18 protein-coding genes are annotated in these 19,957 nt (G+C 38.6%); 10 read left to right on the top strand and 8 right to left on the bottom strand.

Translation table 11 applies throughout. The features are described from left to right. The first annotated feature begins 173 nt into the window (after positions 1-173). From ABDV71_RS07180 to ABDV71_RS07170, 3 genes are all read left to right on the top strand, one after another. A complete protein-coding gene (locus tag ABDV71_RS07180; protein ID WP_343531766.1) occupies positions 174-776 on the top strand; it encodes an OmpH family outer membrane protein in 603 nt (200 codons plus the stop codon). A gap of 223 nt (positions 777-999) precedes the next feature. Next, entirely contained in the window at positions 1,000-1,734 is a 735-nt protein-coding gene (locus ABDV71_RS07175; RefSeq protein WP_343531765.1) for an EcsC family protein, read from the top strand. A 95-nt stretch (positions 1,735-1,829) separates the two neighbouring features. Further along, positions 1,830-3,455, top strand: coding sequence for an ATP-binding cassette domain-containing protein (locus tag ABDV71_RS07170; RefSeq protein WP_343531764.1), 1,626 nt, complete (start codon positions 1,830-1,832; stop codon positions 3,453-3,455). Positions 3,456-3,606: 151 nt separating this feature from the next. On the opposite strand, the gene ABDV71_RS07165 is transcribed toward ABDV71_RS07170, so the two are convergent. Beyond that, a complete protein-coding gene (locus ABDV71_RS07165; RefSeq protein WP_343531763.1) occupies positions 3,607-6,489 on the bottom strand; it encodes a TonB-dependent receptor in 2,883 nt (960 codons plus the stop codon). A gap of 174 nt (positions 6,490-6,663) precedes the next feature. On the opposite strand from ABDV71_RS07165, the gene ABDV71_RS07160 reads away from it, so the two are divergent. Genes ABDV71_RS07160 through ABDV71_RS07150 form a run of 3 tightly spaced genes read left to right on the top strand, consistent with a single transcriptional unit; the run spans position 6,664 to position 10,462 of the window. Then, positions 6,664-9,096 (top strand): penicillin acylase family protein, encoded by a 2,433-nt coding sequence (locus tag ABDV71_RS07160; protein ID WP_343531762.1) that lies wholly within the window; start codon positions 6,664-6,666, stop codon positions 9,094-9,096. A gap of 1 nt (position 9,097) precedes the next feature. After that, positions 9,098-9,448, top strand: coding sequence for a hypothetical protein (locus tag ABDV71_RS07155; RefSeq protein WP_343531761.1), 351 nt, complete (start codon positions 9,098-9,100; stop codon positions 9,446-9,448). Positions 9,449-9,475: 27 nt separating this feature from the next. Further along, positions 9,476-10,462 (top strand): acyl transferase, encoded by a 987-nt coding sequence (locus tag ABDV71_RS07150; protein ID WP_343531760.1) that lies wholly within the window; start codon positions 9,476-9,478, stop codon positions 10,460-10,462. Position 10,463: 1 nt separating this feature from the next. Here ABDV71_RS07150 and ABDV71_RS07145 read toward each other — a convergent pair whose 3' ends face one another. The 3 genes from ABDV71_RS07145 to tyrS all read right to left on the bottom strand — a co-directional run bounded on the left by ABDV71_RS07145 (position 10,464) and on the right by tyrS (position 12,778). Then, positions 10,464-10,919, bottom strand: a complete 456-nt coding sequence (locus ABDV71_RS07145; RefSeq protein ID WP_343531759.1) for an RES family NAD+ phosphorylase — start codon at positions 10,917-10,919, stop codon at positions 10,464-10,466. Further along, the gene (locus ABDV71_RS07140) at positions 10,919-11,401 is read right to left on the bottom strand and encodes an antitoxin Xre/MbcA/ParS toxin-binding domain-containing protein (RefSeq protein WP_343531758.1); all 483 of its coding nucleotides are present in this window, start codon (positions 11,399-11,401) and stop codon (positions 10,919-10,921) included. The genes ABDV71_RS07145 and ABDV71_RS07140 overlap by 1 nt, the downstream gene beginning before the upstream one ends. A 93-nt stretch (positions 11,402-11,494) precedes the next feature. Then, on the bottom strand, positions 11,495-12,778 hold the full coding sequence (gene tyrS, locus ABDV71_RS07135) for a tyrosine--tRNA ligase (protein WP_343532206.1): 1,284 nt from the start codon (positions 12,776-12,778) through the stop codon (positions 11,495-11,497). A 141-nt stretch (positions 12,779-12,919) separates the two neighbouring features. Between tyrS and ABDV71_RS07130 the strand changes: the two genes are divergently transcribed. From ABDV71_RS07130 to ABDV71_RS07115, 4 genes are all read left to right on the top strand, one after another. Continuing rightward, the gene (locus tag ABDV71_RS07130) at positions 12,920-13,591 is read left to right on the top strand and encodes a hypothetical protein (RefSeq protein WP_343531757.1); all 672 of its coding nucleotides are present in this window, start codon (positions 12,920-12,922) and stop codon (positions 13,589-13,591) included. A 2-nt stretch (positions 13,592-13,593) separates the two neighbouring features. Beyond that, positions 13,594-14,676, top strand: coding sequence for a hypothetical protein (locus ABDV71_RS07125; RefSeq protein ID WP_343531756.1), 1,083 nt, complete (start codon positions 13,594-13,596; stop codon positions 14,674-14,676). A 403-nt stretch (positions 14,677-15,079) separates the two neighbouring features. After that, positions 15,080-16,093, top strand: a complete 1,014-nt coding sequence (locus tag ABDV71_RS07120) for a zinc-binding alcohol dehydrogenase family protein (RefSeq protein WP_343531755.1) — start codon at positions 15,080-15,082, stop codon at positions 16,091-16,093. Next, entirely contained in the window at positions 16,094-16,438 is a 345-nt protein-coding gene (locus ABDV71_RS07115; protein ID WP_343531753.1) for a n-acetylglutamate synthase, read from the top strand. It abuts the gene before it with no gap. Positions 16,439-16,444: 6 nt separating this feature from the next. Here ABDV71_RS07115 and ABDV71_RS07110 read toward each other — a convergent pair whose 3' ends face one another. The 4 genes from ABDV71_RS07110 to ABDV71_RS07095 form a co-directional block, all read right to left on the bottom strand. Beyond that, positions 16,445-16,828: a transcriptional repressor gene (locus ABDV71_RS07110; protein WP_343531752.1), complete on the bottom strand. Its 384-nt coding sequence runs from the start codon at positions 16,826-16,828 to the stop codon at positions 16,445-16,447. A gap of 78 nt (positions 16,829-16,906) precedes the next feature. After that, positions 16,907-17,869 carry an AAA family ATPase gene (locus ABDV71_RS07105; protein WP_343531750.1) on the bottom strand — a complete coding sequence of 321 codons (963 nt, stop codon included), beginning with the start codon at positions 17,867-17,869 and terminating at the stop codon, positions 16,907-16,909. Positions 17,870-17,872: 3 nt separating this feature from the next. Beyond that, positions 17,873-19,246, bottom strand: a complete 1,374-nt coding sequence (locus tag ABDV71_RS07100) for a peptidylprolyl isomerase (RefSeq protein ID WP_343531749.1) — start codon at positions 19,244-19,246, stop codon at positions 17,873-17,875. Between the two features lie 69 nt (positions 19,247-19,315). Beyond that, complete coding sequence (locus ABDV71_RS07095) at positions 19,316-19,906, bottom strand: hypothetical protein (protein WP_343531748.1); 591 nt, start codon at positions 19,904-19,906, stop codon at positions 19,316-19,318. Between the last annotated feature and the right edge of the window lie 51 nt (positions 19,907-19,957).

The raw sequence follows: 19,957 nt of genomic DNA, 5'->3' as shown, positions 1-19,957 counted from the left end.
ATAACTATTCGAGTGTTAAAATCATCTAAAAAGTGTCACAATTTCATCGACTTAAAAAAGTATTTTTCCTCTTTCAGAAAATAGCATTTTAAAGAACTAAAACGTTTAATAGGCGACTACTTTTAGGATGTTCGGATTTGATTTTTATATTTGCTAAAATTTAGAAGGACAGAATGAAACTAAACACAGTAAAATTTAGCGGATTAGCTACTGCAATTGCCATCGTTTCTGTGATGAGCGCTTGTGGAAACAAAGAGACAAAAACCGAAAGCACTGCTGCTAAAACCACAGTAAGCGTTGATGCCAACAAGGATAAAATTGTATTTGTAGATTCAGATTCTCTGTTGAACCAATACGAGTACTTTAAAGTATTGAAAACCAAAATGGAAGCAAAAGGGAAAGCTGCTGATGCAGACCTTAAAGCAAAAGGACAAGCTTTCCAACGCGACATGCAGCAATACCAGTCGCAAGCCAGCAGCATGACTGCTGAGCAAAGAGCTGCAACGGAAGAAAGATTAGGCCGCAAACAACAAGAACTACAAGCTTACCAACAAAATGCTGGTGCTGCTTTCCAAAATGAACAAGCAAAGGAGCAAGAAGCGCTTTACAACAAAGTAGCAGATTTCCTTAAAACCTACGCAAAAGATAAAGGCTACAAAATGGTATTGAAATATCAAAAAGGCATGGGAGATATTCTTTTTGCTGACGAAAGCTTAGATGTAACCAGAGAAGTGATCAAAGGCTTAAACGAAGCTTACAATAAAGAGAAGAAATAACTTTCTTAATAAGATATTGAAAAGTCCTGCAATTGCGGGACTTTTTTTTATGCCTTAAAAATTTAATCCGCTCGTTATTGCGAGCTTTGCTAAGCAATCTTACAACTATCAATTAAACTTTAAGATTGCTTCATGTTTCGCAATAACGAGTTGGAAAATCATGCTTATCGCTGTAACATTATCCAACTTTTAAACTTCTAAGCTGTTGTAACAAAGCCCGAATATGGATAATTATCAACAGCAAATAGCCTTAGAGCTTCAATTTTGGAAGTTGGAAGTGATGAGAAAACCATCATTAATGGGAAATATTGCCACTAAGGTTCAGGGCAAAATAAACAGCTATATTCCGCAAAAAGTACATGATGCCATCACCGCAACCATTAAACAAATGGTAAAGGCGGTATTATTTGGGTCGGAAATTACCAGTTCTAATTTATCTCCCGAAGAAATGAGCATGCTCCACAAAGAAGCATTGGTAAAGGCAAAAATAGACACTTATTGTAAAACAGGAGCAGCTGAAGGTGGTGTTACCGGAGCAGGCGGCTTTTTAATGAGCCTAGCCGATTTCCCCATATTGATCGCCATAAAAATCAAAATGCTATATGAAATTGCTGCACTTTATGGCTATGACGCAAGTGATTTCAGAGAACGATTATATATTTTACATATTTTCCAACTGGCTTTCTCCAGCAAAACAGGAAGCCAGAAAGTGTTAACTCAAATGGAAAACTGGAATGACAAACTTTTCTTACTACCCGAAAATGGAGACCAATTTGATTGGCAAACTTTCCAACAGCAGTATCGCGATTACATTGACCTTGCCAAATTAGCTCAAATGCTTCCAGTGGTGGGCGCAGCAGTAGGTGCCGTGGCTAATTACCAACTGATAAAAAAACTTGGAAAAACGGCAATGATGAGTTATCGGATGAGAAAATTGAGCAATGAGATAATTAGCTAACGTGATAAGGTTTAGTGAGAGTTGTGCAACATTAAAACCTTTAGCTTTCAAGTCTTAACTTAAAAACGTACCTTTGCGGCTTATTTTTCAGCAACATGATTTCAGTTTCAAACCTATCGTTACGTTATGGAAAACGTACACTATTTGAGGACGTTAACCTAAAATTCACCCATGGCAATTGCTATGGCGTAATTGGCGCAAATGGCGCAGGTAAATCTACCTTTATGAAGATTTTATCTGGCGATGTACAGCAAACTAGTGGTTCAGTAGCTTTTACCCCTGGTGAACGTATGGCCGTGCTTAAGCAAAACCACTACGAATTTGACGAATTTCCAGTCATTGAAACGGTAATGATGGGCCACAAACAGTTGTACGATATCATGAAGGAAAAAGACGCCATCTATATGAAGGAAGATTTTACCGAAAAAGATGGAGAACGTGCTGGAGAATTAGAAAATCTTTTTGCTGAGATGGATGGATGGAACATGGAAAGCAATGCTGCAACCATGTTGAGCAACCTTGGCATCAAGGAAGAATTTCACCACAAGTTATTGAAAGAATTAGATGGGAACCAAAAAGTACGTGTGTTATTGGCACAGGCATTATTTGGCAACCCTGATATTTTATTACTGGATGAGCCTACCAACGATTTGGACATTGATACCATTGCTTGGTTGGAAAATTTCCTAGCCGATTATCAGAACATTGTATTGGTAGTAAGTCACGACAGACACTTTTTAGATGCGGTTTGTACGCATATTGTAGATATCGACTTTAGCAAAATGAGTATCTATACTGGTAACTACAGCTTCTGGTATGAAAGTAGTCAATTAGCTTTGAAACAACGTTCTGACCAAAACAAGAAGTTAGAAGATAAGGTAAAAGAATTACAGGAATTTATCCGCAGGTTTAGCGCAAACGCTTCTAAATCTAAGCAGGCAACCTCACGTAAAAAAGCTTTGGATAAGATTGATATTTCTGAGATCAAAGCCTCTAGCCGTAAATACCCTGCAATCATGTTCAACAACAATGGTGCCCGTGAAGCTGGAGATCAAATTTTACAGTTAGAAAAATTAAGCAAAACCATCAACGGTGAAGTTATGTTCAAAGACATTAGCTTCATGGTAAACAAAGGCGACAAAATTGCGATTCTTTCTCAAAATAGTTTGGCTACCGCAGCTTTTTACGAGGTGTTAAACGGTAACGATAAAGATTACACTGGCGAGTTTAAATTTGGTGTAACCATTAGCATCGCTGACATTCCTAATGACAATACCGAGTTTTTCGCGAACAAAGATGAAAATTTGGTGGACTGGTTGCGTGAGTATTCGGGCACAGACGCTGACGAGCAATTTGTACGCAGCTTCCTAGGCCGTATGTTATTCTCAGGTGAAGAAGTAATGAAAAACGTGAAAGTGCTTTCTGGTGGCGAGAAAATGCGCTGTATGTTCTCCAGGATGATGTTGCAGCAAGCTAACTTCTTAATGTTTGATGAACCTACCAACCACTTGGATTTAGAATCAATCACCGCGTTAAACAATGGCATGAAAGATTTTAAGGGCACAATGTTATTTACTTCACGAGATCACGCCTTAACCGAGTCAGTTGCTAACCGTATTATTGAGATTACCCCTAAGGGAGTTATTGATAAATTAATGACTTACGATGAGTACATTAACAATGCCGATGTAGCAAAGTTGAGGGAAGAAATGTATAAGTAATACTTCTTATCGTCATTTCGACGAAGAATGAGGAGCAATCTAATATGATGCTTATAATAAGCTAGATTTCTCACTACGTATCGAAATGACGAGAACGCATAAAAAAGCCCCGCAAATGCGGGGCTTTTTCGTTTGCTTGGTTGTCAATATGTTATGGATTAAACGCCAATGAAACATAGTACATTGCACCAACCTCTGGGTTACCATAAGAAGTGATATAGTATTTGTTCAAGATGTTTGAACCACCAATTTTAATTACTGAGTTTACCGAAGGAACTTTTAAATTCACCTGAGCATCTACAGTACCAAATGCTGGCACTTCGCCTCCTGCAAATGAAGAGAACCAGATGAATTTATCTTGCCAACGATAGTTCACGTTGAAACCAAAGTTTTTAAACACTTCGCGATTACTTAAGCCAATATTATAACGGAATTCTGGCGTATTGAAATCGTTATTATATTGTGCCGGCAAATTGCCAATCTTATTGTATGAAACGTTACCCGAGAAAGTATATTTACCAGTCACGTAATCTAAACCAAAAGCACCACCCCAAGTTTTAACTTTACCAGTAGCATTTACAGGGACACCGAACTTAACAAAAGTATCGCTATTTGCTGCAGTCTCTTGTTGAAGGTTAACTGCGGTAATGAAATCTTTATACTCGTTGTAGAAACCATAAACATCTACTAAAAAGTTAGAACCTAACAAACCTTTATAACCCAATTCATAAGCAGTTACACTTTCTGGACGCACGCCTCTTGGATCAAAAGTATAAGGCACTAACAAACTACGGTTACCAGTACCCGTTGGCGAGGCTATTTTAGATGCCATATATGCTCTGTGGCTAGCTTCTGTATAACCTTTGTTTCCATTTAAATTGTATTTATTCAAAAATTCTGGGATACCTCCAATTAAACGTTGGCTACCACCCCCTACAGACAAATCAATGTATTGATTTTGCGTTGTTGGATTACGGAAACCTGTTTGGAAGGAAGCCCTAATGTTTGAGTTTTTAGCGACAGTCCATACTCCAGTCACACGTGGTGTAAAGCGGCCTTCAAAATTTTGACTCTTATCAAAACGACCAGCAACAGTTAATTTAAACACTTCGCCAAATTTTTTACCTAATTGTCCAAAAGCAGCATATTCATCAATGTCAATCTCTCTATTTAAATCGTCAAAAATAGTTCCCCCTGAATTTAAATCAAATCTACGAGCAGAAGCGCCCACCTGAAACTCTACTACATTATCAAACAATCTAGAAAAGTTATACATACCTTCATAATGGTATAAATTAGACTTGTCGTTAAACTTCGCACCGTAAATGCCTTGAGCCATATTTGTTTGGCTGATGTAAGTATTTTTTATACGGTACGCTGTATTAGCAAAAGCTGTAGTACCTGGCTGAATACGAGTGGCGTCTGCCTGTGCCCTAGCGGTCGCATGAGCTGCCTCTTCGCTTGCACCTTGTGATTTTGCAGCACTATATACGCCAGCATAATTCACAAACCAACCTGTAGCACCACCTGATGGTTTACTAACTTCATTCATATAACTTCCCAAAATAGAAGAAATATAAGAATCTCCCGAACGCTCTTGAGTAGTATAGCCTCTTACGTAAAAATCTTCCCCTTTAAGTTCTAACTTATACAAACCAATATTGAAATTGCGTAATGAATAACGGTCTGACCCTGTATAAACCGATGTACCGGTACCCCAATTTGCCTGCCCTACCAATTGAATAGTAGGTGTTAAATTATAATACAATCCTCCCGACATTTTAAGCGATTTTGTATTATAGTCTACCAAATCCATTTCGTTATAACCAGTTCTTGATACTATTTGGTTTGAGGTACGGCCTGTTGCCAAGCTATATATAAAAGGAATGTACTGCCCTGCTGGAGTTGGGCCATAACCAGCCATAAGTTGAGCAAATGTGGCACCACCGCCTATTGCCGTAAGAATATTATTGTAGGTTGTTGGAGATGCAGCTGCAAATTGCCCAACTACCGATTTAGAAACCCCCATTATACTTTGGTTAACTTCATCACCATAAACGTTAACACCATCATATCCGGGATCAGAAGCGCGAGTACCTGCTTTAGGCATATTGCTAGCCCTATCAAAGTTTGAGTAGTTAGTGCCAAACCAATCTCTAGCTTGCAAAAATGAGAAAGCGAATTTAGCACCGAACTTATTATTCCAACTTTTTGCCATTCTCACATCTAACTGATTAAATGGCTTTACCGAAGTATTGTTATCATTTACGTGGTTAACACCTGTTTTATATTGAAAACTAACACCTGGATATTTAAAGGGATCTTTTGAGGTCATTAACAAAGTACCACTAATACCACCTGCACCATACAAAGCAGATGAAGCACCTGGCAATAACTCCACATTGTCTACATCAAGTTCTGTGATACCTACAATATTACCTACAGAGAAGTTCAAACCTGGTGCCTGGTTGTCCATTCCATCAATTAACTGATTGAATCGGGTATTACCGTTGGCATTGAAACCTCGGGTATTGTATGACCTAAAAGTTAAACTTTGAGTACTCATCTCCACACCTTTGATGTTTTGAATCGCATCGTAGAATGATGGCGCTGCAATTTCCTTGATTTGGGCAGCTCCCATACGCTCAATAGTCACCGGTGATTCTAAAATACGCTCTGGCGTTCTTGAAGCCGAAACTACCACCTCTTGGCCTAAAATTGCTCCGGATTCTAGTTCAAAGCTCAAATTGGTAGAAGTACCTGTAATTTCTCTTTCTACAGGATTGAAACCAACAAACGTTACTGAAAGTGTAAACGGAGGTTTTTCTGTAGTTGTGAAAGAGAATTTACCATTTTGGTCAGTAGAAGAACCTATCGTTTTTCCCTTCACTGTTACACTTACCCCCGGAATCGGCTCTTTAGTTAGTTTATCGGTCACAGTACCGCTAACTACAATACTCTGCGCAATGGCCGCGAACCCTGTCCACAGCAAAACACAAAGCATAAGAAATACTTTAGTAGTTGTTTTGTTCATACTTCTGTAGTTTATATTGTTTATTTTAACATAAACTTAATACAATTTTTGATACTTACAAATTTTTATTCTGCCATTACTTGAGTAATAATTAAAATTAGATTGTCTTTCATTTCATTTTTATAATTAAATTGGCTTCGGCCTAAAAGCAAACCAAAACAATAACCGACACCGATGAACAAAGCTAAAGCGCTGATATGCATTATCATTCCTATCCTATTAGGATATTCCTTAAATACAAAATTTGGTGACCTACCTCCAATTTTAAAATTCCTAAATCCTTTTACGGGATTTTGGCAAAATGCCGAAGGAATGTCACCAGCCAAAAACAAAAAAATAGTATTAAAAAACGCCAAGGACAAAATAGAAATTGCTTTTGATGACCGCATGATTCCCCATGTGTTTGCCCAAAACGACTACGACCTATATTACGCCCAAGGCTACGTAACGGCCATGCACAGACTTTGGCAAATGGATTTCCAAACCCGCTTTGCCGCCGGAAGAATCTCGGAAGTAGTGGGTGCAAAAGCAATCGAGGTTGATAAGTATCAAAGACGAATGGGCATGGTGTATGGTGCAGAAAACTCCTTGGAAGGCATGATGGCCGATCCCCACGCCAAAGAAATGCTTTTGGCCTATACCCAAGGTATTAACGACTATATCAAATCATTAAATCGTAGCAATTTACCAGTAGAATATAAATTGTTAGACTTTAAGCCTGAACAGTGGACTCCCATCAAATGTGCTTTACTACTCAAGCAAATGTCGGCGGTATTGGCCATGGGATCCGACGAGTTTTACATGACCAACATTCTTAAAAAATATGGTCCAGCAATTACTAAAGACCTGTTCCCTGATTATCCTTTTAAAGAAGACCCTATTATTCCGGTGGGCACTAAATGGGATTTTACGCCCCTGCCTATTCCGGCCACTCCCAAATCTTTCACCGACATGATGAGCACTAACATTGCCACCAAGCAAAAAGAAGAAGGCATTGGAAGTAACAACTGGGCAGTGTCAGGCGCAAAAACAGCTTCAGGTTTCCCAATCTTAGCGAATGACCCCCATTTAGATTTAACTTTACCTTCTATTTGGTATCAAATTCAGTTACATGCTCCTGGTGTAAATGCGTATGGTGTTTCTCTTCCTGGTGCGCCAGGAATTATTATCGGCTTTAACCAAAATATCGCTTGGGGCGTAACCAATGTAGCGGCCGACGTGCTTGACTTTTATCAAATAAAATTTAAGGATGATAAACATCAAAGCTATTGGTACAATAACAAATGGCAAAATACAAAGCCTCGTTACGAAAAAATTAAAATAAAAGGCGCAGCCGACATTGTAGATACTGTACTTTATACCCACCACGGGCCTGTGGTTTATTTCCAAAAGCCCAGTTACGGTAGAGCTGCCAACGTTCCTACAGGCCATGCTTTGCGCTGGATCGCTCATGATAAATCAAACGAATTAAAGGCTTTTTACTTATTGAATAGAGGCAAAAACTATAACGATTATCGCAAAGCCCTACCTTATTTTACTGCACCAGCACAGAACTTTATTTTTGCAAGTGTCGACAATGATATTGCCATTACACCTAACGGCAAATTTCCGTTAAAATGGAAAAATCAAGGAAAATTCATTCTTGATGGTACCGACCCTAGCAATGATTGGCAAGGCTGGATTCCTGCATCTCAAAACCCAACCGTTAAAAATCCACCACGAAATTTCGTAAGCTCTGCTAATCAATCCTCAACCGACCCAAGCTACCCATATTATATCAATTGGGAATTCTCGCCCTATGAAAGAGGAAAGCGGATTAACGACAGGCTAAAAGCGATGGAAAAAATCACCGCCGACAGTATGCGCAATCTGCAAATGGATTCCTACAGTATTATGGCCGAAAACCTGATACCTTACCTGCTTCCATTGGTAAATGCAGCCAAGCTAAACGCCACTCAAAAAGAAGCTTACAATCTCACTTCAAAATGGAATAGATATTTTGATTCCAAATCCGTTGCTGCCAGTGTATTTGATTTATGGACTAAAAGACTGTCTATCGAAATTTGGGATGATGAGTTTAATGACAAGCAAAACCCAATGCGCTACCCTTCGAGAGATAGAACCATTGAACTGATCCAAAAAGACCCCAATGCCAAATGGTTCGACAATGTGAACACCTCCCAAAAAGAAACCTTATCGGATTTGGTGAATAGCTCATTCAAGTATGCTTGTGATAGCTTAGAAAGAAAATACGGCCCGATAGGCGAGCATTGGCAATGGGCAAACGTAAAAAACACCAATGTACCCCACCTGGCAAAAATACCCGGATTTGGTTCTAAGAAACTACTCATAGGAGGCTCAAAAAGTACAGTGAATGCTTTGAGCGAAAGCAACGGACCTTCATGGAGAATGGTGATAGAATTAGGCAAAGCACCTAAGGGGCATGGTGTTTATCCTGGTGGACAATCTGGTAATCCTGGAAGCCCTTTTTACGACAACATGATTGACACTTGGGCTGAAGGAAAATTATACGATTTATTCTTTATGCAATCCCCTGATGACAAATCGGGAAAAATTATCTCACGTTATAAAATTTCAAAAAAATAAAATGGTCTTCATCGTTATTCTCATTATATCATTTGCCTTACAATCGTTTTTCCCTTGGTGGGTAATCATTGTCGTATCATTTGCTACTTGTGGCATTATTGGAAAAACCGCAAAAATCTCGTTTTGGCAACCATTTTTAGCGATCCTTGTGTTATGGACAGCTATGGCACTATATAAAAGTATGCCCAATCACCATTTGTTGGCCTCGCGAGTAGCCGAAATGTTTGGATTAAAAATATGGCCTGCAATACTAGCCGTTACAGCCATTATTGGTGGGCTGACCGCTGGAATTAGTGGTTTATGCGGATATTACTTCAGAAAATCAACGATTACATCAAAAGCAAAATCGTAATCGATTAAAACTTTGTATTTTTGCCCAGTGAATTTAAGTCCTGGGCATTTTTTTTCTATCAGCAATGAGCAAGATTTCAATGAATCGGCCTTAGCTGTATTTAGGCATCAAGCGATCAAATGTGAAATTTATCGTCAGTATATCTCACACCTTGGAATTAATCATAATGATGTTAGGCATTACCAAGATATTCCCTTTCTGCCCATTAGTTTTTTCAAATCACATGCTGTCATTTCTTCTTCGGCACCAACGGAAATTACCTTTAGCAGTTCGGGCACTACTGGCCAAATGACTAGTAAACACTTGGTACAAGATGTATCCATTTACGAAGAAAGCTATAACAAAGCGTTCGAACTTTTTTATGGCAAACCTAGCGAATATTGCATTTTAGCACTTTTACCCTCTTACCTTGAAAGAGACGGTTCTTCTTTAATTTACATGGTAGACGACTTGCTTAAGCAAAGCATTCACCCTTTAAGCGGCTACTTTTTACATAACCACCAAGAGTTATTCGAAACTTTAAATAAGCTCAAAGCAGATGGACAAAAGACACTTTTGATTGGTGTTACCTATGCACTACTGGATTTTACGGAGCAGCACCAAATTGATTTCCCCGAATTGATTGTTATGGAAACGGGCGGCATGAAAGGCAAGCGAAAGGAAATGGTAAGGGCCGAGCTTCACCATTTACTTTGTGATGCTTTTGGCGTTAAACACATCCACAGCGAATATGGCATGACCGAATTATTGTCTCAGGCTTACTCCAAAGGAAACGGTATTTTTGAATGTCCACCTTGGATGAAAATATTATTGAGAGATACTTCTGACCCCTTGAGTATCCTTTCCCAATCAAATACCACGGGTGGAGTCAATGTGATTGATTTAGCCAATGTAAACTCCTGCTCGTTTATCGCTACCCAAGACTTAGGCAAAATACATGGAGAAAATAGTTTTGAAATTATGGGCAGATTCGACAATGCAGATATTAGAGGTTGCAATCTATTAGTGCAATAATTTAGTCTTTTAGCCTCCTATCAAATCTAAAAACTCGCTTAGAAATTAACTTAACCTTATTTGCATCCGTATGGTTAGGGTTCATTAAAATATTGTTTTCTTCTTCTACTAAAACAGAAGGCACTTTTAAAACCAATTGATTACCCTTAGCGATAAACTGATGTCCAATAGCTTTCAAAAAGGACTCGGCTTCATATTCTTTCCAATTTTCTGGCAGATCTTTAATGGCTACCTGTTCAATTTTGTCATCGGGCACTTCAAAAGCAGCCAAAGAGAAATCTCTATCCAAATCATCGCCATTTAAGTGAACCAAAAGTTCCATAATGGCCATGGCTCTTGATGACGCAAAATATACAACAGCAGTACCTTGCTCGTTCCAGCGTCCACCATAAAGCTTGGCCCCAGTTCCACTAAGGTCTTCTATATATTCAGGTAAAGCAATACGATAAACCAACATTAGCTGAATACTCCGTGAGCAATCCTCCCCAAAATATTTAACACCATTGTAAAACCAATGGAAGTATCTAATAATGTTAACGGAATTTGATGACGCAATGCGAGGTTAGGATGACGCAACCATTTATTAAAGGCTTCATGACTACCTAAAACTTCTGCACCGCGTTCATAGAGCTTTGCCAGTTCAATGGCTCTATCAGCATGTTCAGTTTTGATTAAGGTACTAGGCTCGTAACGTTGTAAAGTACGCTCGCTAATGTGCAATATATCAGCTAGCTCCTCAATGGTTAAAGAGAGTTTTTTAGCCAATGCAAGTAGCTTATTTTTTGCAATACCCTCCCGTGCAATGTTTACTAAATCATAATCTGATGGATGAATGGTTTTACCGCCCATAATAACTGCAAGAGGACCTTGTACGTTAGCCAATCCATAAGCAACGGCTGGATCTTCTAATTTTGATAATTCTTCAGTTTTCTTCTTCATATCAGACAATTATCCCCAATATACGCATTTTGTCTGAAATAAAAAATGCCACACTCTAAAATGTGGCATTTTCTATTCAAGGCTACTTTTTAATTACTTAGCAATAATCAAAAAGTAGTTTTTCTTTCCTTTTTGCACTACTAAAAATTCATCATTAATTAAATCAGAACTTGAAAAGGTAGTATTTAGATCTGCTACTTTATTTTTATTAATGCTTAAGCCACCTCCTTGTACCGTTTTCTTTACCTCTCCTTTAGAAGGAAAAACAGTTGTTTTTTCAGCCAATAAAGATGGGGTATCAATACCGTCTGTTAAGTCAGCTTTTGCAATGTTAAATTGAGGAATACCTTCAAAAATATCAAGTACCTCTACAGAAGATAATCCTTTCAAAAATTCTAGGGAACCATTTCCGAACAAAAACTCCGAAGTTTTAATGGCAGTTTCCAGAGCTTCGTCCGAGTGCGTTCTCACAGTAATATCTTCCGCTAATGCTTTTTGCAAAATGCGCAAATGCGGAGCCTCATCGTGTTGTTTTTCTAAAGCTTCAATTTCTTCTTTACCTTTTAAAGTAAAGATTCTTATCCAAGCCTTTACATCACTATCCGAGGCATTTAACCAAAACTGATAATATTTATATGGTGAAGTTTTAGCAGGATCTAACCAAATAGCGCCACTTTCGGTTTTGCCAAATTTGGTTCCGTCGGCTTTTTTAATCAATTGGGTAGTTAAGGCATAAGCAGTACCTTGATCTTTTCTTCTGATCAATTCTGTTCCGGTAACAATATTGCCCCATTGATCAGAACCTCCCATTTGCAATATGCAGTTATGATGTTTCCACAAATAATAAAAATCGTAGCCTTGTACCAACTGATAGCTGAACTCGGTAAATGACATTCCATTATCTCCTTCCAAACGCTTTTTCACGCTGTCCTTCGCCATCATGTAGTTCACCGTAATGTGCTTACCTACCTCACGAATGAAATCAAGAAAATTAAAATTCTTGAACCAATCCGCATTGTTAACCATTACCGCACCATTTCCCGCATCTTCAAATTTCAAGAACTTAGCCAGTTGCCTTTTCATTCCTTCAAGGTTATGCGCAACCATTTCCTCCGTTTGCAGATTACGTTCATCCGATTTTCCAGACGGATCGCCCACCATACCCGTTGCGCCACCAACCAAAGCAACAGGCTTATGGCCAGCTCTTTGAAAATGGATTAAGGTCATGATTTGGGTCAGGTGTCCTACATGCAAAGAATCAGCAGTTGGATCAAAACCAATATAACCAGCACGCATGCCTTCATTTAGTTTCTGCTCAGTGTCAGGCATAATGTCGTGCAGCATGCCCCTCCAACGTAATTCTTCTACAAAATTTATCATCTTTTTAACGATTTTAGGGCACAAAGATAACTTTTTAGTTTTTTGGTTTTTCAGTTTTTTAGTTTTTTGGCCCCTAAATGCTAAGACCAAACAACGAAACAACCATCAACTAACCATCTATATAGCTATATTTACAAAATGAACTTCCTTTCACATTTTTATTTTGATCGGGATACCCCTAATGCCAATGTGGTAATTGGGACAATATTGCCCGACCTTCTTAAAAATGCGAACAAAAATTGGAATGCTCACCCAGAAAAACAGCCTGAATTATTCCAACAAGCTGATTCACAAAACATACTTACTGGTTGGAAAAGACATTTGCAGGTAGACCTCATATTTCATTCATCGGATTTTTTCCATACGAAAACACAGGAACTTAAGCATCTGCTCATTCCCATATTAAAAGATACACCAGTAAGGCCATCTTTTTTAGCACATATTGGGGTGGAACTTCTTCTAGATCACCTGCTCATCGAACATCAAAAAATAGCGATCTATTCGTTTTATGACCAATTAAATGCCGTTGACCCCGAACATTTAGCAAGGTTCATCAAACAATGCAAAATAAACGACACTGATTTATTTTTTAAGTTTTTCGACAGTTTCAAATCAAGTAGGTACCTCCTAAGCTATCAAAAATTAGATAACATTAGTTATGCCCTACAACGGATCTGTATGCGTTTATGGGAGCGTCCTTTCACAGAAAAAACCACCTATCAACTTACCTCTGTATTAGAATTTTACAAAAACCAATTGGAAGTTGATTTTATGATTATATTTGAAGAAATAGAAAATCGGTTAACATAACCATGCGCAAGTACCCGCTACTCATTATTTTAGCTTTTTTTACCATCTCTGTTAAAGCCCAAAGGAAATACAGCAATGAATTTCTTAACATTGGTGTAGGTTCTACAGCATTTGGCCTATCAGGTTCTGTAGTGGCTAGTGTAAACGATGTTACAGCAGGGTATTGGAACCCGGCGGGCCTTGCACGTATGGAAACCCCGCGCCAAGTGAGCTTTATGCACTCCGAATATTTTGCAGGCATTGCCAAATATGACTATGGCTCTTTTGCAACCTCAGTTCAAGACAATACCGCAGTAGTTGGGGCCTCCATTTTACGTTTTGGGGTTGACGATATTCCCGACACTTCCGAACTCATTGATGCCGATGGCAACATCAACTATGATAGGGTAAAGAAATTTTCCGCTGCCGACTATGCTTTTATCTTTTCTTATGCCAGAAAAAAAGGTAAAAATGGCATTGGAAATGAAGATGGTTTAAGCTATGGCGCCAATGTAAAAATTATCCATCGACTGGTAGGCGAATATGGCAAATCATGGGGTTTTGGGCTAGATGCTGGAGTGCAGTACAAAAAAGGAAAATGGATTTTTGCTGCCGTGGGAAAAGATATCACCTCTACCTTTAACTCATGGAGCTACAATGCCGACAAACTGTCTACCGTGTATGCTACCACCGGAAACGATATCCCAAAAAGTTCCACCGAAACTACCAACCCCCGTATAGTATTAGGTGTTGCCTATGCGACCCCATTGAGCGAAAAATTCAATATTATGGCCGAAACCAATGTGAATTTGACTACTGATGGGAAGAGAAACGTTCTAGTAAGTGCTGACCCCGTAAGTGCCGACCCGACTATTGGTCTTTCTGTCGATTTCAGAAAAACCATCTTCCTCCGTGGAGGATTGGGCAACATTCAAAAATCAACCGACTTTACCGGAAAGCAAATCTATACCTATCAACCTAATATGGGTGTTGGCATCAAAATCAAGAACTTTTCTTTAGACTATGCGCTAACCAACGTGGGCAATAGCTCCGATGCGCTTTATAGCAATGTGTTTTCCATTAGGCTAGATTTCGAAAAAAAATAATTTCTTTTTTTCGAAGCAATATCATCGCCGCTATTTAAGCAAGCTCCGCTTTTGTTTCAATCTTTTTGCTCCAACTCTTGTCATCCTGAGCCTATCGAAGGATCTCTTTCTTCTCCGCCAAACGCTTCGATTAACTCAGCGTGACAGCATACAAAAGCTAGTGATGACAAAAAGTATTTCCACACAATCGGGTCTATTTAACCAAGGCTTATATGTAATCTTTGCGTTCTTTGCGAAACTCTCTATTTTCTTTGCATTAAAGATTAAACCGCAAAGGTTCTAAGAAGTCGCAAAGAACACAAAGCACCAACAAACTAAACTTCTCCTTCCCTTGTAAATAAAAAAACTTTCCAATGACAACCTAGTTGGCCTTCTCTTTTAAATTTGTTCAAAACATTTAATCATGAAAGCAGTAGGATTTAAAACTTCTCTTCCCGTATCGGAGCCCAATAGTTTCATTGAATTTGAAACCGAAAAACCTAGTCCAACAGGACACGAGCTACTTGTTAAAATCAAAGCAATTGCTGTTAATCCAGTCGATTTTAAAATCAGACAAAATTCTGCAAAAGACACCGTATTGGAACAACCAAAGATTATTGGTTGGGATGCTTCTGGAGTAGTAGAAGCCATAGGCGAAAACGTTAGCCTATTTAAGGTTGGTGATGAAGTATATTATGCAGGCGATATTACCAAACCAGGCTGCAATGCAGAGTTTCAGGTGATTGACGAGCGTATTGTAGGTAAAAAACCTAAAGCCTTAAGTGACGAAGCCGCCGCCGCAATGCCGCTCACCGTACTTACCGCCTGGGAAATTTTGTTTGACAGGATTCGTATCAGTGCTGAAAAAGATAAAGGTAAAACCTTACTCATTATTGGAGGCGCTGGAGGTGTAGGTTCTATTGCCATACAATTAGCTAAAAAAATTGCCAACCTTAAAGTAATAGCCACCGCATCAAGGTCAGAAACAATTGAATGGTGTAAGCAAATGGGTGCTGATATGGTTGTAAATCACAAAAACTTGGTGGAGGAGATTAGAACCGCTGGATTTCAGTTTGTGGACTTTATTGTAGATTTTGTAGATACCAATGGCTATTGGGATACCATGGCCGAACTGATCAAGCCACAAGGCCATATTGCTTCCATTACCGGTAGCGCAACTCCAATAGCGCTTAATAAACTAAAAACAAAAAGTGCTAGTTTCTCTTGGGAGTTCATGTACACCAGATCCAGCTTCCAAACTGAGGATATGGTTGAACAACATCACATTTTAAATAAAGTTGCTGATTTACTGGACGAAGGAACCCTTATACCTACGCTTACCAAAACGCTCAATGGGCTTTCGGCCGAAAGCTTAAAACAAGCACATCAACAACTAGAGTCCGGAACTACCATTGGCAAATTAGCCATTAAATACTAAATGATGATTAATTACGACCAGAAAATCTTCAGACCCATCAATAACACCGAAAATGGGGAAACTTCTAATGAAACTATTTTCGTTTACACGCAAGTTGGCAACATTCTTACTTCTACTTATAGTGGAGGTAAAATTGTTAGCGGACATTTAATAGGCTTGGTTGACGAACAGGGCAACATCAATATGCGCTATCATCAAGTGAATAATAGAGGGGAACTGATGACCGGCAGATGCCAATCAACACCAGAGATATTGCCTGATGGAAGAATTAAATTGCACGAAACTTGGGAATGGACTTCCGGTGATTATTCTAAAGGGCAATCAATTATAGAGGAAATTATATAAATAAATTTATGCTCCTGAACACTTAGGGCATAAACCCGAAAGGGTAAAATTGACTTCTTTTACTTCGTATTGTTTCGGTAGCTTAAATGAAGGGATTACATCTTCCAAACAAGTAACTGATTTACATTTTTCACAGCTAAAATGTAGATGGTTATGGTGGTGCTGTGTTTCACAATCGTGACACTCAGCGTATTTAATTACCCCATCTACATTAACAATTCTATGAACAGCACCCTCATCAACCAAACGGTCCAGCACCCGATAAATAGTTACACGGTCGCATAAATCGTTTAGCTCGTGCTGTATTTCTGCATGCGACAAAGCCACCTCAGAATTGCTAATCAGCTTTTTGATTTCTGTTTTCGCTATGGTATTCCTTGTAATCTTCATTTTATAAAAAGCTGATACAAATATACGAAATATTGGCCATCAACTTGTTAAAGCCAATATTAACAGCCAATAGGAAATCTAAAACAAGTTTTTAATAATTTGTTCAGTAGTTAAGCCTTCGGCCTCTGCTCTATAGTTTCGAACAATTCTATGGCGCAAAATAGCTTCTGCAACAGCTTGCACATCTTCTATATCCGGAGCATACTTTCCAGAAATGGCAGCATGACATTTAGCACCAAGCACCAAAAACTGAGAGGCTCTTGGGCCAGCTCCCCATGAAATATAGTTATTGATTTCTGCGGTAGCAAATTCGCTATTAGGACGAGTTTTAGCAACTAGTTTTACAGCATATTCCAATACATTATCAGTAACTGGTATATTGCGAATCAACTTTTGGAAATATTGTATTTCAGCAGCATTAACTATTTTCTGTAACTCTACAGTTTTATTGCTCGTTGTATTTTTTACTATTGTCAACTCATCTGCAAATGCAGGATAGTCCAGTGCGATATTGAACATAAAACGGTCTAACTGCGCTTCAGGCAAAGGATAAGTACCCTCTTGCTCAATTGGGTTTTGAGTAGCCAATACAAAAAACGGTTGTGGCAAACCATGGGTAACACCCGCAGCAGTTACAGCCTTTTCTTGCATCGCTTCTAACAATGCCGCCTGTGTTTTGGGCGGTGTACGGTTAATCTCATCAGCCAAAATGATGTTTGAGAAAATAGGTCCCTTAATAAACTTGAAATGTCTATCTTCTCCTAAAATCTCTGCTCCAATAATGTCGCTGGGCATCAAATCTGGCGTAAATTGAATACGATTAAAATCAAGGTCCAATACATTGGCTACTGTTTGCACCAAAAGCGTTTTGGCCAATCCCGGTACGCCTACTAACAAACAATGCCCATTACTAAAAATAGCAATGAGCACTGATTTTACAATTTCATCTTGTCCAATGACAACCTTACCAATTTCGGCTTGTATATTTTTAAACGATTGATGCAGGGCATCAACAGCTTCTACCTCGTTTTTAAACTGCATTGGCTATTTACTGTCTTTATCTTTCTTCAACCAAATTTTTAGCTCGTCACAAGTGGCAAACTCATTATCAACCTTAATATAAGTAGTTTCTCTTCTTTTTTCAAACCACTCGCTAATGATCTTACTTTTTTTCTCTGCTTCGGCCTGTTCCTTAAATTTAGGATAGTCCTGCTCTAAACTCGCTTTATGTGGCGGTATTTTAGATTTAAGGAAGAAGATTTTATAGCCTTCTTTACCGCTTTGCGGATCGCTAAATTTCACTGGTTGCGAAATCCCTCCAACTTTCATGGTATCAATAACAACGAATACTGCTGGATCTAATTTTTCTACAGGAACAAAAGTTGTTCTGGCAGTTTGGTTATCTGCATAAAGCATCATACCACCATTGTATTGGGTTTCTTTATTGTCTGAGTAAAGAGATGCTGCAGCTGCGAATGGTATTTTTTTACCAATAATATCCTGATAAATACTATCAGCTTTTAGCTTGGTACGATCCAAACTTTGCAGTGTGTTCTGCGGACGGATCAAAATATGCCTCACATGCGCCTGCTCACCCCTACGTTCAATAACTTGTACAATATGATAACCGTATTCTGTTTCAAAAACGGGCGACATTTCACCTGCTTTAAGTTTAAAGGCCCAAGCGGTAAACTCCTTTACCATGGTTTGTCTATCAATGAAACCATAATCACCACCTTCCGATGCCGAGCCTGGATCTTCCGAATAAGATTTAGCTAAGAAACCGAAATCTTCACCACTTTTAACACGTAAACGAAGGGCTTCCAATTTATCATAATATTTCTGCTTTTCAGCTTTGGTAAGCTTAGGCTGCAATACAATTTCACCCACCTCTACTTCTGCACCAATATCAGGCAAACTATCTTTTGGATAACTTTCAAAATATTTTTTCACCTCCAAAGGGGTTACCGAAGTATTCTCTGTAATTTTTGCCTGCATCTTTTGCGCAATCAAACCTTCTTTTACGTCTGGTCTCATCTCGTCTTTATATTGCAACAAAGATTTTTGCAAGAACTGCTCTAAACGCTCTTGCCCCCCCATACGGTTAACCTGATAACGCATTTTTTTATCCAGCTCATCGTCAACTTGGCTTTCTTCCACCACAATCGAATCAATTTCAGCCTGTTGCTTTAAAAGTTTCTGGATCAACATCTGTTGCAAGAAATAGCATTTGGCCCTTGAGTCGGCAGGGTTACCTTGATTTAAATAAATTGCATATTGCTGGTTAAGATCGGAAAGTAAGATGATGTTGTTACCTACTACCGCTACCACTTTATCCAAATTGGGATTTGTATTTTGTGCCTTAACATTCAAAAACAAGCACATTAAAAGGCCTGCTATTGATAAAAATCTCTTCATTAGTATGTTAAATTCTGTTGTATAATTTACAAAGTTAAAATTATTGAGCGTAGTCTGTTAACAAAGCCATTATTGCTTGGTCAATTTTTTAAGCTCCGATTGGTTCACCTTGATCTTGTATTTAGACCTCAAGCTGGCAATCCAATCATTTTCCAGTTGTTGCTGGTAATCTCCGATCACTTGTCCTCTTACCTCACTAAACGGTTTGCCTTCATATTTTTTGGCATTGGTATCGAAATAAGCTTTAATCTGTTCGTCATCATCTTGTGCCTTCGACCATATTTTTTGCTCGCACACATTAAACATCAAAACACCCTCTCTATATTCGTTCATGATGTAAGCATATTCTGGCGAATTTACAGGAATTTTATTTTGCGACCTCAAAGCTTCTTCATAACCAGCGATTTCCTGCTTATAAGCTTCATCCGCATCTAATCCCAATGCTTTGGCTTCTGCTACTTTTAATTTAAAGTTGACATATAGCTCTAAATAGGCGGCCAAATCTTTATAATCTAGATTGGTCTCGCCAGCATGATTTTTCTTATAAACCCATAAAAATTCTTTGCTGTTAATGGGATTTCCGTTAATTGAAGCCACATTTTGGGCGTACAAAAGATTTCCGGCAACAGTAAAAATTAGAGCTAAACAGGCTTTTTTCACAAAAGATGCGTTTTTTAATTATTGGATAAAAGTAACAATTTAAGGTGCTAT

Origin of the sequence: Pedobacter sp., from assembly GCF_039594775.1 — a bacterium.
Taxonomy (GTDB): domain Bacteria; phylum Bacteroidota; class Bacteroidia; order Sphingobacteriales; family Sphingobacteriaceae; genus Pedobacter.
The sequence above is the reverse complement of the archived record's forward strand: the minus strand, read 5'-3'. Positions and strand labels throughout refer to the sequence as shown.

What these genes read in the sequence shown, in the direction of transcription:
- ABDV71_RS07180 (WP_343531766.1), top strand. Translation starts at nt 174, where the DNA reads ATGAAACTAAACACAGTAAAATTTAGCGGATTAGCTACTGCAATTGCC.
- ABDV71_RS07175 (WP_343531765.1), top strand. Translation starts at nt 1,000, where the DNA reads ATGGATAATTATCAACAGCAAATAGCCTTAGAGCTTCAATTTTGGAAG.
- ABDV71_RS07170 (WP_343531764.1), top strand. Translation starts at nt 1,830, where the DNA reads ATGATTTCAGTTTCAAACCTATCGTTACGTTATGGAAAACGTACACTA.
- ABDV71_RS07165 (WP_343531763.1), bottom strand. Translation starts at nt 6,489, where the DNA reads ATGAACAAAACAACTACTAAAGTATTTCTTATGCTTTGTGTTTTGCTG.
- ABDV71_RS07160 (WP_343531762.1), top strand. Translation starts at nt 6,664, where the DNA reads ATGAACAAAGCTAAAGCGCTGATATGCATTATCATTCCTATCCTATTA.
- ABDV71_RS07155 (WP_343531761.1), top strand. Translation starts at nt 9,098, where the DNA reads ATGGTCTTCATCGTTATTCTCATTATATCATTTGCCTTACAATCGTTT.
- ABDV71_RS07145 (WP_343531759.1), bottom strand. Translation starts at nt 10,919, where the DNA reads ATGTTGGTTTATCGTATTGCTTTACCTGAATATATAGAAGACCTTAGT.
- ABDV71_RS07140 (WP_343531758.1), bottom strand. Translation starts at nt 11,401, where the DNA reads ATGAAGAAGAAAACTGAAGAATTATCAAAATTAGAAGATCCAGCCGTT.
- ABDV71_RS07130 (WP_343531757.1), top strand. Translation starts at nt 12,920, where the DNA reads ATGAACTTCCTTTCACATTTTTATTTTGATCGGGATACCCCTAATGCC.
- ABDV71_RS07125 (WP_343531756.1), top strand. Translation starts at nt 13,594, where the DNA reads ATGCGCAAGTACCCGCTACTCATTATTTTAGCTTTTTTTACCATCTCT.
- ABDV71_RS07120 (WP_343531755.1), top strand. Translation starts at nt 15,080, where the DNA reads ATGAAAGCAGTAGGATTTAAAACTTCTCTTCCCGTATCGGAGCCCAAT.
- ABDV71_RS07115 (WP_343531753.1), top strand. Translation starts at nt 16,094, where the DNA reads ATGATGATTAATTACGACCAGAAAATCTTCAGACCCATCAATAACACC.
- ABDV71_RS07110 (WP_343531752.1), bottom strand. Translation starts at nt 16,828, where the DNA reads ATGAAGATTACAAGGAATACCATAGCGAAAACAGAAATCAAAAAGCTG.
- ABDV71_RS07105 (WP_343531750.1), bottom strand. Translation starts at nt 17,869, where the DNA reads ATGCAGTTTAAAAACGAGGTAGAAGCTGTTGATGCCCTGCATCAATCG.
- ABDV71_RS07100 (WP_343531749.1), bottom strand. Translation starts at nt 19,246, where the DNA reads ATGAAGAGATTTTTATCAATAGCAGGCCTTTTAATGTGCTTGTTTTTG.